This window comes from Gardnerella sp. Marseille-Q9691 (genome assembly GCF_046507715.1).
Lineage (GTDB): Bacteria > Actinomycetota > Actinomycetes > Actinomycetales > Bifidobacteriaceae > Bifidobacterium > Bifidobacterium greenwoodii.
In genome coordinates this window covers 339,421-354,121 of sequence record NZ_JBKFXI010000001.1, presented here as the reverse complement: position 1 = coordinate 354,121, position 14,701 = coordinate 339,421, and the positions used below count along the sequence as shown (strand labels likewise).

The 14,701-nt window shown below is 41.0% G+C and carries 12 protein-coding genes and 1 pseudogene; 3 read left to right on the top strand and 10 right to left on the bottom strand.

Annotated elements, in window-relative coordinates; translation table 11 throughout:
- Window positions 1-432: 432 nt before the first annotated feature.
- The gene (locus ACLD6A_RS01470) at window positions 433-1,086 is read right to left on the bottom strand and encodes a zinc-ribbon domain-containing protein (protein ID WP_410313384.1); all 654 of its coding nucleotides are present in this window, start codon (window positions 1,084-1,086) and stop codon (window positions 433-435) included.
- The gene (locus ACLD6A_RS01465; protein ID WP_410313383.1) at window positions 1,008-1,982 is read right to left on the bottom strand and encodes a zinc-ribbon domain-containing protein; all 975 of its coding nucleotides are present in this window, start codon (window positions 1,980-1,982) and stop codon (window positions 1,008-1,010) included. The genes ACLD6A_RS01470 and ACLD6A_RS01465 overlap by 79 nt, the downstream gene beginning before the upstream one ends.
- Before the next feature lie 294 nt (window positions 1,983-2,276).
- On the opposite strand from ACLD6A_RS01465, the pseudogene ACLD6A_RS01460 reads away from it, so the two are divergent.
- A pseudogene (locus ACLD6A_RS01460) lies at window positions 2,277-2,471 on the top strand (type IIL restriction-modification enzyme MmeI); the annotation flags it as partial.
- Between the two features lie 83 nt (window positions 2,472-2,554).
- On the opposite strand, the gene ACLD6A_RS01455 reads toward ACLD6A_RS01460, so the two are convergent.
- The 6 genes from ACLD6A_RS01455 to ACLD6A_RS01430 form a co-directional block, all read right to left on the bottom strand.
- A complete protein-coding gene (locus ACLD6A_RS01455; protein ID WP_410313382.1) occupies window positions 2,555-5,131 on the bottom strand; it encodes an ATP-dependent Clp protease ATP-binding subunit in 2,577 nt (858 codons plus the stop codon).
- Window positions 5,132-5,268: 137 nt separating this feature from the next.
- Window positions 5,269-6,564: a DUF3027 domain-containing protein gene (locus tag ACLD6A_RS01450; RefSeq protein WP_410313381.1), complete on the bottom strand. Its 1,296-nt coding sequence runs from the start codon at window positions 6,562-6,564 to the stop codon at window positions 5,269-5,271.
- Between the two features lie 17 nt (window positions 6,565-6,581).
- A complete protein-coding gene (locus tag ACLD6A_RS01445; protein WP_116794016.1) occupies window positions 6,582-6,971 on the bottom strand; it encodes a cold-shock protein in 390 nt (129 codons plus the stop codon).
- A gap of 129 nt (window positions 6,972-7,100) precedes the next feature.
- Entirely contained in the window at window positions 7,101-9,047 is a 1,947-nt protein-coding gene (locus ACLD6A_RS01440) for a sensor histidine kinase (protein ID WP_410313380.1), read from the bottom strand.
- 14 nt (window positions 9,048-9,061) lie between these two features.
- Complete coding sequence (locus tag ACLD6A_RS01435; protein WP_004127837.1) at window positions 9,062-9,790, bottom strand: response regulator transcription factor; 729 nt, start codon at window positions 9,788-9,790, stop codon at window positions 9,062-9,064.
- Between the two features lie 75 nt (window positions 9,791-9,865).
- Window positions 9,866-10,690: a hypothetical protein gene (locus ACLD6A_RS01430; protein ID WP_410313379.1), complete on the bottom strand. Its 825-nt coding sequence runs from the start codon at window positions 10,688-10,690 to the stop codon at window positions 9,866-9,868.
- 128 nt (window positions 10,691-10,818) lie between these two features.
- Here ACLD6A_RS01430 and ACLD6A_RS01425 point away from each other — a divergent pair, with 128 nt between their 5' ends.
- Window positions 10,819-11,112 (top strand): WXG100 family type VII secretion target, encoded by a 294-nt coding sequence (locus ACLD6A_RS01425; RefSeq protein ID WP_004127832.1) that lies wholly within the window; start codon window positions 10,819-10,821, stop codon window positions 11,110-11,112.
- Between the two features lie 122 nt (window positions 11,113-11,234).
- Here the strand turns inward: ACLD6A_RS01425 and groL are convergent, their stop codons facing one another.
- Window positions 11,235-12,860 carry a chaperonin GroEL gene (gene groL, locus ACLD6A_RS01420; RefSeq protein WP_004134974.1) on the bottom strand — a complete coding sequence of 542 codons (1,626 nt, stop codon included), beginning with the start codon at window positions 12,858-12,860 and terminating at the stop codon, window positions 11,235-11,237.
- 248 nt (window positions 12,861-13,108) lie between these two features.
- The gene (locus ACLD6A_RS01415; RefSeq protein ID WP_410313378.1) at window positions 13,109-13,780 is read right to left on the bottom strand and encodes a LytR C-terminal domain-containing protein; all 672 of its coding nucleotides are present in this window, start codon (window positions 13,778-13,780) and stop codon (window positions 13,109-13,111) included.
- Between the two features lie 129 nt (window positions 13,781-13,909).
- Between ACLD6A_RS01415 and ACLD6A_RS01410 the strand changes: the two genes are divergently transcribed.
- Window positions 13,910-14,626 (top strand): uracil-DNA glycosylase, encoded by a 717-nt coding sequence (locus tag ACLD6A_RS01410; RefSeq protein WP_410313377.1) that lies wholly within the window; start codon window positions 13,910-13,912, stop codon window positions 14,624-14,626.
- The last annotated feature ends 75 nt before the right edge of the window (window positions 14,627-14,701 follow it).

The window sequence follows — 14,701 nt, the reverse complement described above, 5'->3', positions numbered from 1 at the left end:
GGATCCTTTAAACGAAAGAGAGTTGTTCATTGTAGCCAATGTTTAAAACAAGACGCCACTTGCATAAGCAACACACATACCTTTAAAGCGAAATGACCTCTTAAAAAGAAAAAAATCTAGAGTTCATTCTCGCTAGATTCACGCATAACATATTTTAATTTTACAAATTTCTAAAAAGCACTTATTCATAATGCTTCTTTTAGACAACAGCAAACAGACTATCATCATTTTCTATAAATGTGAGTAATCTATCATCATACGTTTACTAAAAAATACGAATGCCAACTAACAAATGCTCACTTACAAGTCCAATTGATTACTGCTTTTACTTCTAGTGTACTTCAAGTTGTCAATTTGCTTAATCGTATTTCTTCTCATATAGATAGCTATCGGTTTCAATATTTTACTTTCATAAAAGACCCAAGCATTAATCTATTTTTTATTACTACTAATGTTTGAAATATAATCAATCAAACATTTTATACTACTATCAAAATCACTATAATCAGATTGAACAAAAATTTCATAATAATAAGATGATTTTATGTTCAGCGATTGAAGATTAGCTTCTCTAATTCTTATAACAATGAAACCTGCCTCCAATAACTCTGAAGTTTTCCGTTTATCCACATCTATTTTCCCTTCATGCCAGTATTCCCCATCATATTCTATGGCAAATTTTTTGTCATGAATACTAAACGAAATATCAATGGACCAGTTATAGGAAAAATTATCATAATTGTATCTAGCTCCAGATCGAGCCGTTCCTATCTTTTTCCGAACAGCATCAAAGTATTTAAGCTCAATCCTTGATTTATTAGAATCTGTACATTCAGGACACACAGCACCATGGATTCTAGAAACTATAGATGCCTTATATGTATGAGCATGATTGTTTTCACACACCCACAAGGGCACAAAATTTAATTTTGCATTAGGACGAATACACCAAGGACTAACAGGATTTGAAGTATCCCATTGCTCAACTAATTTAGGATAAATCCAAGCTATTGATCCTTGAATTTTTCCACAGTTAGGACACAACTGTCCATCTTTTCTTTGTCTATCTCTAGGGTAGATCGCCATTCATGACCACAAGCTATACACTTCCACCATACTATTCTCTTACTATTATCTCTTATATTTTCAGGTGTATAAACACCGTTTTTCTCTTTTAGCCACTCAGAAGCTATCTCAGGATTCGTATCTGCCAAAAAAAGTCCAGTGCCAAGAGTTGCTTGACCTCTACATGCTGGACATCCTGATTCTAAATAAGAATACGGAAAAGCATATGGATGATGCCCCCTCTTACATTTAAACCTATATTCCCCATCCCCTGCGCGCATACCGCTCCAATTTGTTGGGTATACTGCTGTCTCGTATGGGCTTCTCTCATCATCCCATGATTCCAATAGCTCAGGCACATCAGAACATAAAGTATTTTTTGCTTCTTCAATTGATAAAAAAGTTTTCTGAACATATGTTATTTCTGGTTCCAGAACTTTTCTCGTCACTTTTGGAGCGTAATGAGCAGCAGTGTTAGGATGCATTTGGCATGAACATTTTAATGAACCGTCATCAACGATTTGTCTACCGCAATGACTGCATACAACAAGTAGAATAGTACCAGTATTATCTATAGAACCATCTTTAAGGATACTAACTAATTCAAATCCACGTCGATTCACAAGAGTGCTATATTTACTAAAAATAGTTCCAGAGGTTATATGCACTATAGGATAATTTGACCTCATCAATGCATTCCAATAACAAGCTCTACATACAGGTTCACCGATATTAGCTTTCTCCATAATATACTTGATGCGATAATGTGCTTCTGTGTTGCAAATCTTGCATTTAGTAAGTATGTATAAATCTTTAGGATAGCTTTTAGAAGAATCATAGTTTTCAGCTAGCTCTAAACCTACAGAAGTTAAAATATTTTCAATCTCTTCTTTAGTTCGTAAAACTTTTCTTCCCATGATAAACTCTATATTCTTTATAAATTACTTTTAAAATTATTATATGCAATAAGTAAATGATAACCAGAATGTTTTCTTTGACACCTACTATCTCAATTATTGTTTTATCCTTGAAAAATTTAGCTTTTTGTCTGAGTGCAAGGTAGATACATTTTCATATTATCTATCCTGTTCAATCGTCACTACGCTATCGACATGTTTCCATAAACGCAAAATAACACTCAAAAACCGTAAGAAACCAGCTTAAAGTCGCAGCGCGCTAAATCTTTTAACGATAACCTTCACTACTTACGCAAAACCGCGAATCGCCCAGGCCAATCTCTAGCAGACTTGTATGATCCAACATACATGCCAACAGATTTACGCAAAGCTCATGATGAGCTAGATAAAGTAGTAGATGTTGCTTTTGGTGCTACAAAACCTTGCTCTAATAATGACGAGCGTTTGGAAATTCTCTTCAAATCTTATATTCGCATGACTAAGGAATGAATTTAAGTTAAATAAGTAGAAAAGCCCGACGAGATTTATACGCCGGGCTTTTAGTGTATTCAGTTAGTTATTGCGTAGATTACTTATTTTTTGCTGCTATCTTCTTTATCTGCACTATCTTCAGACTTATTATCTGCAGCATCATCACTAGAATCCTTACTAGATTCATCTAACTCCGCAACATCAAACTGCTGGCTTTTAAAAGTAAACTCCCCCAGCAATCCTTCGCCTTCAGCGTCAACCTCAATTCGCTCGCCGTCAGAAATTTCGTTCAGCAAAATCTTCTCGGAAATAATATCCTCAATATCTCGCTGAATTACGCGGCGCAATGGACGCGCGCCTAGCAAAGGATCGAATCCCTTTTGAGCGAGCAAATTCTTAGCAGCGTCGGTCAATTCCAAAGACATATGGTGGTCAAACAGCCTATTGTTAAGCAGCTTTATGTCCATATCAACAATTTGGCGCACTTCTGGCTCCGTAAGCTGGCGGAACACAATAGTGTCGTCCAAACGGTTCAAAAATTCTGGACGGAACTGACGCTTAAGCTCCGAATTAACCTGATCCTTCATGCGCTGATACGTAGAATCAGAACTATTTCCAAGCGTAAAGCCAGTGTTTGCAGCCTTCGCAATATCGCGCGTACCAAGATTAGTAGTAAGAATAATAATCGTATTCTTAAAGTCTACTTTTCTACCTTGGCCGTCGGTTAAATGACCATCATCCAACACTTGCAAAAGCGTGTTGAAAATATCCGGATGAGCTTTTTCAATCTCGTCAAAAAGCACCACAGAGAATGGCTTCCTGCGAACTTTTTCGGTAAGCTCGCCACCCTCTTCGTAACCAACGTATCCAGGAGGAGCACCGAAAAGCCTAGACGCAGCATACTTTTCAGCAAATTCAGACATATCAACGCGAATCAAAGCATCATCGTCGTCAAACAGGAAGTTTGCCAATGCTTTAGCAAGCTCAGTTTTACCAACGCCTGTAGGTCCAGCGAAAATAAACGAACCAGAAGGACGTTTAGGATCTTTAAGTCCAACGCGCGCTCGTCGAATAGAGCGTGCCAAAGCAGATACTGCTTCATCTTGACCAACAATACGCTTATGAAGCTCAGATTCCATTTGAAGAAGCTTCTGAGATTCCGCCTGCGTAAGCTTTACAACAGGAATTCCCGTAGTGCTTGAAACAACAGAAGCAATCATGTCTTCGTCAACAACCATTTTGACGTTAGACTCGCCTTCACGCCAAGCTTTTTCCTTTTCGGCAGCTTCATTTTCAAGTTTTTCTTGATCGTCTCGAAGATTAGCAGCCTCTTCGAAATCTTGCTGCTTAATTGCTTCATCTTTCTTTTCAGAAATCTTAGCAATCTTATGGTTAAGTTCCTTAAGCTCAGGCGGCTGAGTTAAGCGCTTAATTCGCAAGCGTGCGCCAGCTTCATCAATAAGATCAATAGCCTTATCTGGAAGGTGACGGTCTTGAATATAACGGTCGGAAAGCTCTGCAGAAGACTGTAAAGCTCCGTCCGTAATAGTTACATGATGATGATTTTCGTAGCGCGAACGCAAGCCTTTAAGAATCTCAATCGTCTCGGCAATAGTAGGTTCAGGAACCTGAATTGGCTGGAAACGACGCTCTAAAGCCGCATCTTTCTCAATATACTTACGATACTCATCGGTTGTAGTAGCACCAATTGTCTGTAGCTCGCCGCGAGCAAGCATTGGCTTAAGCATGTCGGAAGCGCCAAGAGCGCCATCGGCCGAGCCTGCGCCAACAATAGTGTGAATTTCGTCAATAAAAAGCACAACATCGCCACGAGTTTTGATTTCTTTAAGAACTTTCTTTAAGCGCTCTTCAAAATCACCGCGGTAGCGAGATCCTGCAATCATTGATCCTAAGTCAAGAGAATAAATCTGCTTGTTTTTCAGCGTTTCTGGAACATCGCCTTCAACAATTTTCTGGGCAAGTCCTTCTACAACTGCAGTTTTACCAACGCCAGGATCTCCAATAAGCACAGGATTATTCTTCGTACGGCGGCTAAGAATAACCATAACTCGTTCGATTTCCTCAGAACGGCCAATTACTGGATCAAGTTTTCCTTCGCGTGCTTCAAGTGTAAGATTTCGGCCAAACTGATCCAGAAGTGCAGACCCAGACTTGTTGCTTTTATCTTGCACGCTTCCAGCGTTAGCAAGTTCGCCCTTTTCATCTTCTGAACTTGTAGAGCTGCCTCCGCGAATTAAGTCAACTGTAGTGCTTCTTAAGTCTCCAAGATCGACTTCCATTTTAATAAGCACTTGTGTACCAATGCCTTCGCCTTCGCGGATAAGTCCTAGCAAAATATGCTCAGTACCAATGTAGCTATGGCCAAGCTGCAGAGCTTCTCGTAAGCTAAGCTCCAAAACTTGCTTTGCATGCGGCGTAAAAGGAATGTGGCCGCTTGGCGCAACAGCACCCTTGCCAATCATTTCCTCAACTTGCTTGCGTGTGCTTTCCAAGTCTACGCCCTTTGAGCTCAACGCTTTTGCTGCAATTCCGTCACCTTCGCGAATTAGACCGAGCAAAATATGCTCAGTACCAATGTAATTATGCTGAAGTGAGCGAGCTTCCTCTTGAGCTAGCACAATCACGCGTCGTGCGCGATCAGTGAACCGTTCAAACATAACTGCCTTCCGTTCTTTTCGTTCATTCCATGGTAACTAGTCACCATGACGCGAAGTATTACACAACTTATTAGTATTTATTAGAATCTGTTAAGATTTTTAGGATTTTTCTGTATTCCTTAAAATTTCTTTAGATTTTACTTATGTTGTCTGCGTGATTTCCTTTTGTACAATCGCATTGCTGTAGTACCTGTGTTTTTATTAGGTTCTTCGCTTTTAGCAGATTCTTCAGTAACTTCTATTTTCTTAATTTCTTCGGTTTTTGTTTCATCCTCATAGTTAGATTCAACATCGTGAGAATCAACATCGTTAGATTCTGAAGTCAAATCTGCTGTCTTAGAATCAGCTGTATCTGTACTAGGGGTATCAGCTATATCAGCATCAGCTATAACAGCTGTATCAGCGGTATTAGCAGCATCTTTATTTATTTTGCGACGCTTGCGGCGATGCGTTTTGCTATCTTCAATTGCTTCCTCAATAAGCTCAACATCTGCACGCTCTTCTCGAGGAGCTTGCTGCAAAATATCAATATGATAATCGTCGTAGGCTGGAGCTGATTGAATCCACAGTTGTGATGGTTCAGGTGGCTCAATTTCGGAATGTTCTCCGCAAGCGTGATCAAGAGATACAACTCGCCCATCGTCCGGACTCCACATGTTCGCGCACACGCCAAACATTGAACCCAAGCTTCCAGCTAGTGGAATCATAAAGCCGCATGAAGAGCAAACATTACCGTCAGCTATTTTTGTTGACAGTGACTTTGGACCGTGCTGCCCTGCATACCAGCGTTTTGCTGTTTGCGAAAGAGCTTCTGCAGTCATCACGCGTCTGCGAGATAGGCGTAAAGTCGAAACTGCCTCTTCAAGATCTTCGTTAGAATCATTATTTTCAGATGATTCATTGTTTTGCGAATCGCAAGAGCTGTTTTCATTCTCAACAGTTTCTGTGGCGTCTGCATTTTCAGCAGTTTCACCATCTTGCTTAAGTGTATTTTCTTCGGAATTTTCTTTTTCTTCTTTAGATTCTTCCTCAGATTTTTCGCTTAATTCATTTTCAGACTGATGATTTACTGGACGGAATCCATCTTCAAGACGAGAATCGTCTTCTTCTGTTCCAATAGAATCCATTACAGAAAGATCGCTTGGCTTCAATCGATCTTTCCATGGAATCCAAGGTGGCGGCAGTAGTGAATCGTCGGTAGGAATAAGCGTGGATTCGTTTACAGTCCAACGCTCAGTTTCCAAATCGTGATACAGCGTTACTGACCACTGCCAGCCCTCGTAGCCAACAAGCTTACTTTCAAAGCGAAAATCGGTAACACCGTCACCAATATCCGTGGAAGACACAAAATCTCCCACGGCATCGGAACGCTCTGAAGTTTCCACAGCAATGCTACGAGCAATATCTTGTGGATTCATCACTTCATCAGTCATAAATAATATTCCCGAAACTATTCTTGAACGTCGAAATTGTCGGCTACTGCGCGCAAAAGCGTAGCGAGCTTCTTGCTTTCAGCAGTAGATGGATAATGACGACGGCGCAAACCGTTACCTGCAGAATCAAGCAGCTTAATAAGATCTTCAACAATTGCTGCCATATCTTCTGCCTTTGGGCGAGTTGCTTTAACTAGCGATGGAGCTGTTGCAATAAGATTAAGTCCCATCGCTTGAGGACCTTTACGACCCTCAATTACAGAAAATTCAACCTTTGTACCCTTATGCAAAGTCTTTACAGTTGCAGGCAAAGCTGCAGCTGGTAAGAAAACATCCTTACCATCGTCGCCGGCAATAAAGCCGTACCCCTTCTGCGCATCGTACCAACGCACACGCCCATTGGGCATAACACACCTCACTCAAATAATCACTCATTGTCGCATACCAATATGCATTAAACACACAAGTGCATCGTTTATATGCGAAAACATCCGTATATAGTTTAACAGATATTAATGTTAATTGTTTCGCTTTTTCTATTGTAGCGCATAAGGTTCAATTTCTCTTACAGGAAGCACAACAGTAAGCGTTAATCCATGAGGATTAATATCCAGAGACTCAGAACCGTCCATTGTGTCGTCAACATTATTATCTGAGCCAGCAAAGTTTCCCGAAATAGTTGACGGGTCAGATATTGTTGCGCAAATAAAACCATGATGAGCTTTTACAACAGACTGCGCTATAGCCATTCCTAATCCAGTTCCGCCTTTTTCGCGCGCTCTTGAAGGATCCGCAATATAGAAACGTTCAAAAATGCGAGAAAGCGACTCTTCTGGAACTCCAGGACCATGGTCAACAACACGAATTACTGCGTAAGTATTGCCAGAATCAGTAGATTGGCTTTTTTCTGCAGCAATCAAAAACTCTTTTAACGAGTCACTAACTGAAGGAAGCTTGGAAAGCTGGTCTGGATCAATTGAAGCCTTCATTACGCCAATAGCAATTTCTACTGGAGAATCAGCCGGAGTGTATCGGTGAATATTTCCAACAATATTCGTCATGACTTGACGTAAACGCGCTCCATCACCAAGAAAAGATACGCTAGGAAGACTTCCGCTATTGAACACAAACTTGCGTTCAAAATTGCAGTCAGTGCAATCTTCCAAAGAAAAGTCTTCTGAAAGCGTAAGTGAACCCTGCTGAACCGCTCTAGCTGGATCTAAAGCATGCAAATCGTTAGCAGCATCCGAAAGAATTGGAGACAAGCTAACTTCCTGAGAAATATTAATTCCTCTACCCTCGTCAAATCGAGCCAAAGAAAGCAAATCTTCCACTAACTCAGTCATGCGCTCGCTAGAAGCCTTAATATGAGCAATAGAATCATCAGCGCGCTCCTGCTCTCCCGGCATATTGCGCCACATTGTGTAAAGCTCAGCATAACCGTGAATAGCTGCTAAAGGAGTTCGCAATTCGTGACTTGCGTCAGAAACAAATCGCTTCATTTTTTCAGTCATTGCTTCTTGCTCATTAAATCCACGTTCAATACGCGCAAGCATTGAGTTCAAAGAAGCAGCCAAAGAACCAACTTCCGTGTTTTCTGGCGCGGATGGAACTCGCCTACTTAAATCTCCAGAAGCAATTTTTGAAGCTGTTTTTTCTATACGCTTTAACGGTCTTAAAGTGGACTGAATAATAAGCGCCGCAAATACCGCTCCAAGAAGAATAACTGCAATACTTACCATAATGCAGTATCTAGTAAGAGTATTTACAGTATCGCGCTGGTCGCTTAAAGATAAAGCAATATACACGTATCCGCGCAAACGTACGTCGGAAGTGTAGCTGCTTCGATGCTCCCATTCAAGCACCAAAACTCTCCAAGGAGCTTTTGCAGATTTTAAAGTAATCTCATCAACGCTACTAGGGTCACCCTTAACTTTAGCCGGAGCAGTATAAGGCCTATGTATAAGAACGCCCTTAATGGGTTTTCCGTTTGCAGGAAGCTTCGGCATAGAAACAAAATCTCCCTTTAGTTTTGGAACTAAAGGAGTAGATATGATTTTGTTATTAATATCGCGAATCTGCATAAAGTAGTCGTTTGGACCTGCTGTAGATTGGCTTGAATCTTTTGAACGAAGCAAATCTATATTGTCGTAAATAAGTCTTGCCTGATCCGTTAACTGCGCATCAGTTTTTTCAAGCAAATAATTTCCTACCAATTGACGAATTGATAATGAAATACAAAATGCTGCAACAGTAAGTACTGCAAGAGTGCAAGCCACAAGACGAGTACTTAAAGGAATAGAATTTGCCTTGGTTTTAAGCCAGCAAATTCTGTTTTGTTTTGGCTTTTTTTCTGACGCAGTATTTTGTATAACAGCAACGCTTTTTCCAATATGCTGTCGCGCTGAGTCTTTGTTAGATTGCGCAGTTCCAGCATTATTTGGCTGCTTTTTATCGTCACTACTACGATTATTGTTTTCCATAATCAGGCTTGACCTTACTTTGGTTCGCGAATCATGTATCCAATTCCGCGTTTTGTTTCAATAAGAGGGACTACCTTTTGCAGCTTGCCATTTTCGTCCGTAATTTCAATTCCGTCAATTTTCTTTCGAAGATACGAAATATAGGATTCAACGATTGCAGCATCTCCGCCCCAATCGTACTGCCATACATGATTCAAAATCTGGCTTTTTGATAACACTCGGCCTTCATTATCCATCAAGTAATGTAAAAGCTTGTATTCGGTTGGGCTAAGCTCAATCGGTATGCCGCTTCGAGTTACATCGTGCGAGTCTTCGTTAATCTCAAGATCTGCTACGCGAATAACAGGAGTTATTTCATCCTGCTCCTGAGTACGGCGAAGAATTGCGCGGATTCTTGCAACAACTTCTTCCAAACTAAATGGCTTAGTTACGTAGTCGTCACCGCCAACTGTTAAGCCCATAATCTTGTCTTGCGTGTCATCTCTTGCGGTGAGGAAAAGAACAGGTACTTTAATACCGTTTTGGCGAATTCGTCTTGTTACGGTGAAGCCGTCAATATCTGGCAGCATAACGTCCATAACAATAAGATCAGGCTTCACTCTTTCAATAACATCAACGGCTTGAGAACCGGATGCTGCAGTTTCAACTTCAAAACCTGCAAAGTGTAAAGACGCTACTAAAAGCTCACGAATTGACGGTTCGTCGTCTACGACAACAATAGATGCTTCAACATTCTTACTCATACTGATTAGCATCACTTATGAAGCTGAACGTTTCCTGAATAAATGCTGAAAATCAACAAGTTGTAGTTGATTTTATTAGCGGTGACGAGCATGACGCTTACGCGCTTTTCTAACGCCCGCTTTTATCTGCTTTTGAATACGGCTTCGGTGAAGCAAAATAAGTGTCACTACTACACATAAGCAAAGAATAATAATCAACATAATAAGTGTTGATATAAGACTTGCAGATGAAGTTGTAGCGGTTCGTTTAGAGCGAGAAATTTGCTTCATCATCATAATTGCAGACTGACCCCAATGAGTGCCAGTTGTTGTTACTAGAGGTTTATATGCTGCATCAGATAATGCGTCAACAGTATTTCTGCTTTTTAACCATTCGTCGGAATTAGGAGATACTGCAACTACTAGACGGCCGTCGCGAGTTGCAACAGCAAGTAATACCGTATTTTTGGCAGGAAGAGTGCTTATTAGTAAATCACTCGCCCATTTTGATGGATCTTTAGTATCTCCAAAAGTAGACAAATAAAGTAGTCTTACAGTTACTCCAGTTCGCTTTTTAGTTGCTGCAATTTCGTCAGAAACTTTATTAACAGAGTCGCCGAGAAGATTTTCAGTATCCGTAATTGAATCAGTAGCAACAATTCCTGAATTTGAAGTTTGTTCTTCCGCATAAGCTTTATTAATTTTTATAAAATCAGACGGAAGTAAAGAAAAAGTTGGAAATATTGAAAATATTTGAAGAATAAGAAAAACACTAACTAAAAATGCCACAACCGCACGTAATACTTGCTTTAAGCGTGCGAGTTTTAAGCTTGTAAGCTTATAGTCATTTAAAATGTGGATAACCCCTGACCTTTTAACCACATTCTCTTCTAAAACTTTTGCGTAATTTTTCGATGGCATATATTCATAATAGCGTGACATCACACAAGTATGTAAGACACGTTTATGCAAGAAGGTTACTTAATAAGTGTGTTGTTGCGCTAATTAATACTAAATGCTTTTTAAGCAGATACAAATAGGGGGAAAATATGGCACAATTTCGAGTTGATTCAGAACAAATTCAGCAGGCGGCTGCAGCAGTTGGAACCTCGGTTAATTCAATTAGAGAAGCAGTCAACGGCATGTATGCCAATCTGCAGCAATTGCAAAGCGTATGGACGGGTTCCGCTGCTACAAAGTTTGCGTCGACCGCAGGTCAGTGGCGTGCAGCACAGCAGCAGATGGAACAATCATTAGAAGCAATTCAGCAAGCTATGCAACATGCTTCGGGAGTGTATCTTGATGCGGAAACTCAAGCTACTTCCCTATTTGGAATGGGCTGAATAGTCTGAATAATCTAATGAAATATAAATGGCGGTATACTTCATTTCTGAGCATACCGCCATTTACTATGAGCTATTCAGTCTATGAGCTATTCAGCTATAAAATTTTTACAACTTTTAATTTAGTAACCCATATCAGCGCCAGCTTGTGGTGCTGCAGCTGGCTTTTCTGGCTTGTTAGCAACCACAGCTTCAGTGGTTAAGAACAAACCTGCAATAGAAGCAGCGTTCTGTAGAGCAGAACGAGTTACCTTAACTGGGTCAGTAACGCCAGCAGCCATCAAATCTTCGTAAGTGTTGGTTGCAGCGTTGAAGCCTTGGCCTTCTGGAAGCTCGCGCACCTTGTTGAGCACAACATCTCCAGAAACGCCAGAGTTCTGAGCAATCTGCTTGATTGGAGCTTCTACAGCGCGGAACACGATTGCAGCGCCTGTTGCTTCTTCACCCTTAAGCTCGGTGATTGCTTGAGACTTTTCAATCTTTGCAGCAGCCTGAACCAAAGCTACGCCACCGCCTGGAAGCAAACCTTCCTCAATAGCAGCCTTAGCGTTACGAACTGCATCTTCAATACGATGCTTACGTTCCTTAGCTTCAACTTCAGTAGCAGCGCCAACCTTAATAACAGCAACGCCGCCAGCGAGCTTAGCAAGACGCTCCTGAAGCTTTTCGCGATCGTAATCGGAATCAGTGTTTTCGATTTCTGCGCGAATCTGAGCCACGCGAGCGTCAACATCTTCCTTAGATCCAGCACCAGAAACGATAGTTGTTTCATCCTTAGAAACAATAACCTTAGCTGCGTGACCAAACACAGAAGCGTCGATAGAATCGAGCTTTAAGCCAAGGTCGTCAGAAACAACCTGTGCGCCGGTCAAAATAGCCATATCCTGGAGCATAGCCTTACGGCGATCGCCAAAGCCTGGAGCCTTTACAGCAACAGTGTTGAAAGTGCCACGAATCTTGTTCAAAACAAGAGTTGGCAATGCTTCACCATCAACATCTTCAGCAATAATAAGCAATGGCTTACCGGACTTCATAACGAGTTCAGCAATGTGAACAATGTCCTGCTGGCTGGAAACCTTGCCAGAAGTGAGCAAAATGTATGGATCTTCAAGAACAGCAGTCTGATCTTCTGCGTTAGTGACGAAGTAAGGGGAAATATAACCCTTATCAAAACGCATACCTTCAGTGAAGTCCAAATCAAGGCCAAACTTGTTGTTATCTTCAACTGTAACAACGCCGTCCTGACCGACCTTATCCAAAGCTTCAGCAATCTTTTCGCCAACCTCAGGATCTGCTGCAGAAATAGTAGCAGTAGCAGCAATCTGATCCTTAGTTTCAACATCCTTAGCAGAAGCAAGAAGTTCTTTAACAATTGCTTCAGATGCCTTCTCAATACCGCGGCGAAGAGCAATTGGGTTGCTTCCTGCAACAACGTTCTTCAAGCCTTCGTGTACCAAGGACTGAGCAAGCACTGTTGCGGTTGTTGTACCGTCGCCTGCAACGTCATCAGTCTTCTTAGCAACTTCTTTAACAAGCTCGGCGCCAATACGCTCATATGGATCTTCAAGATCGATTTCCTTAGCGATGGAAACACCATCGTTAGTAATGGTTGGAGCTCCATAAGTCTTATCAAGCACTACGTTGCGACCCTTAGGTCCAAGCGTAACCTTTACAGTGTTAGCAAGCTTGTCAAGACCTGCGAGCATACCCTGACGGGCGTCCTCTTCATAGGCAATAATCTTTGCCATGTTTCCTCCACATATCGTAACTATGGAACACTCACTCGTAGGTGAATAAGATTTTATTAGCCGTCAGCTGCTAATTATCACTCTCAACCTTCGAGTGCTAATTAGCAGATTAGCACTCTATGTGCCCGAGTGCCAACTTTGGCGTTTATAATTATTTATTTTCAATAAAATTTTATAAACAAAAGCCGGTTAGAATCTAATCCAACCGGCTTCTATATTTTGCTTTTATTACTTCTGTGCGTAGAAAACTACTTGCAAAGAACTACTACAATCTGCGAAACAATCTCTTTTTCGTTTTCTACAGCAGTAATGCCCAAAGTTTTTGCTATATCTTCAGCAGCAGCTTTCTGAGAATCATCCTTGTACCATACAACAGATTCAGACGGAACTTTGCCGCTTGGATTACCAGCAGTAACATTTGCATAACCAGATTGCTTAAGCTTGTCTGCATTCTTAGCAGCATGTCCAGCAATATTGGTTGCATTAATAACTTTTACAGTAACAGACTTATCTACTGAAGCCGTAGAATCAGATTTATTATCAGCATCCTTAGTATCGTCCGCTGATTTATCTTTGTTGGACTTTTGCTTTGCTGAAGTATCCTCATCTTCATCCGCATCTGCATCTTCAGACTTATCTTCATCTTTTCCATCTGACTTATCAGTATGCGACTTCTTAATTATTGTTGTAGACTTCGAGCTTTGATGCGAATTATTCCAAGGTAATGGAAGATGCGAAATCTCTCCAGAGCCGATTGCCCAAACAAGCAAACCAGCCAGTAATGCAATAATTATTGCAACAAAATAAGGAAGAATTACAGCGTACCAAGCGGGATTGCCGCGATGCACACCAACTGGCCCCTCTGGTGGTTCATCAAAAACATCGGGCGTATACGACACGTTGTGATTATTTCGCGCCATAATTGCATTCCTCCAAGTGTTTACTCAAAACAATATGCATCCATAGTACCGAATGCTGGTCACAAAGCACAAATCAGAATTTTCAAGAAATTTTTTCTATTATGCTATGCCTTGTCATACAGTAGCCATATGAGTCCTAACAAAATTAAACCTTTAGAAGAATTAATGGATCCAGATTGGGCTAAAGCTCTTGCTCCAGTTGAGCCACAAATACGAGCAATGGGAGTGTTTTTGCGAGAGCAAATCGAAAGTGGACACCATATTCTTCCCGCAAGCCACAACATTTTGCGCGCGTTTAGCATTCCGTTAAAAAGCATAAAGGTTTTAATTGTTGGCCAGGACCCTTACCCTACTCCAGGCCATCCTGTGGGATTAAGTTTTTGCACTTCACCAAAAGTGCGTCCGCTACCTAAAAGTCTTATTAATATTTACAAGGAGTTAGTAAACGACTTAGGCGTTTCTACTCCTCAAAGTGGAGATTTAACGCCGTGGACTAAGCAGGGTGTAATGCTTCTTAACCGCTGCTTAACTGTTGAAGCAGGTAAAGCAAATAGTCATCAAGGAAAAGGCTGGGAAACTGTAACGGACGCTGCAATAAAAGCTTTAAATTCTCGAAAAGACGAAAACGGAAACCCAATGCCTCTTGTAGCTATTTTATGGGGAAGAAACGCTCAAAGCTTAGCTCCATTGTTAACAAACGCAACACTTATTACTTCTTCTCACCCAAGCCCTCTTTCTGCCTCGCGAGGTTTCTTTGGATCAAAACCGTTTTCAAGAGCGAATAGTGCACTAATCAAAATGGGCGCTTCACCAATTGACTGGTCGCTAAATTCTCAAGAAATATAGCTTTAAAAATGCGTGTATTAATCAAATAATCCTTAGCAATATGCCGGTTTTTACCAATTTCAGTACCGTATATCA

Coding starts and splice junctions, on each gene's coding strand:
- ACLD6A_RS01470 (WP_410313384.1), bottom strand. CDS start 1,086: ATGGCGATCTACCCTAGAGATAGACAAAGAAAAGATGGACAGTTGTGT.
- ACLD6A_RS01440 (WP_410313380.1), bottom strand. CDS start 9,047: ATGGAAAACAATAATCGTAGTAGTGACGATAAAAAGCAGCCAAATAAT.
- ACLD6A_RS01435 (WP_004127837.1), bottom strand. CDS start 9,790: ATGAGTAAGAATGTTGAAGCATCTATTGTTGTCGTAGACGACGAACCG.
- ACLD6A_RS01455 (WP_410313382.1), bottom strand. CDS start 5,131: ATGTTTGAACGGTTCACTGATCGCGCACGACGCGTGATTGTGCTAGCT.
- ACLD6A_RS01430 (WP_410313379.1), bottom strand. CDS start 10,690: ATGCCATCGAAAAATTACGCAAAAGTTTTAGAAGAGAATGTGGTTAAA.
- groL (WP_004134974.1), bottom strand. CDS start 12,860: ATGGCAAAGATTATTGCCTATGAAGAGGACGCCCGTCAGGGTATGCTC.
- ACLD6A_RS01445 (WP_116794016.1), bottom strand. CDS start 6,971: ATGCCCAATGGGCGTGTGCGTTGGTACGATGCGCAGAAGGGGTACGGC.
- ACLD6A_RS01450 (WP_410313381.1), bottom strand. CDS start 6,564: ATGACTGATGAAGTGATGAATCCACAAGATATTGCTCGTAGCATTGCT.
- ACLD6A_RS01425 (WP_004127832.1), top strand. CDS start 10,819: ATGGCACAATTTCGAGTTGATTCAGAACAAATTCAGCAGGCGGCTGCA.
- ACLD6A_RS01415 (WP_410313378.1), bottom strand. CDS start 13,780: ATGGCGCGAAATAATCACAACGTGTCGTATACGCCCGATGTTTTTGAT.
- ACLD6A_RS01410 (WP_410313377.1), top strand. CDS start 13,910: ATGAGTCCTAACAAAATTAAACCTTTAGAAGAATTAATGGATCCAGAT.
- ACLD6A_RS01465 (WP_410313383.1), bottom strand. CDS start 1,982: ATGGGAAGAAAAGTTTTACGAACTAAAGAAGAGATTGAAAATATTTTA.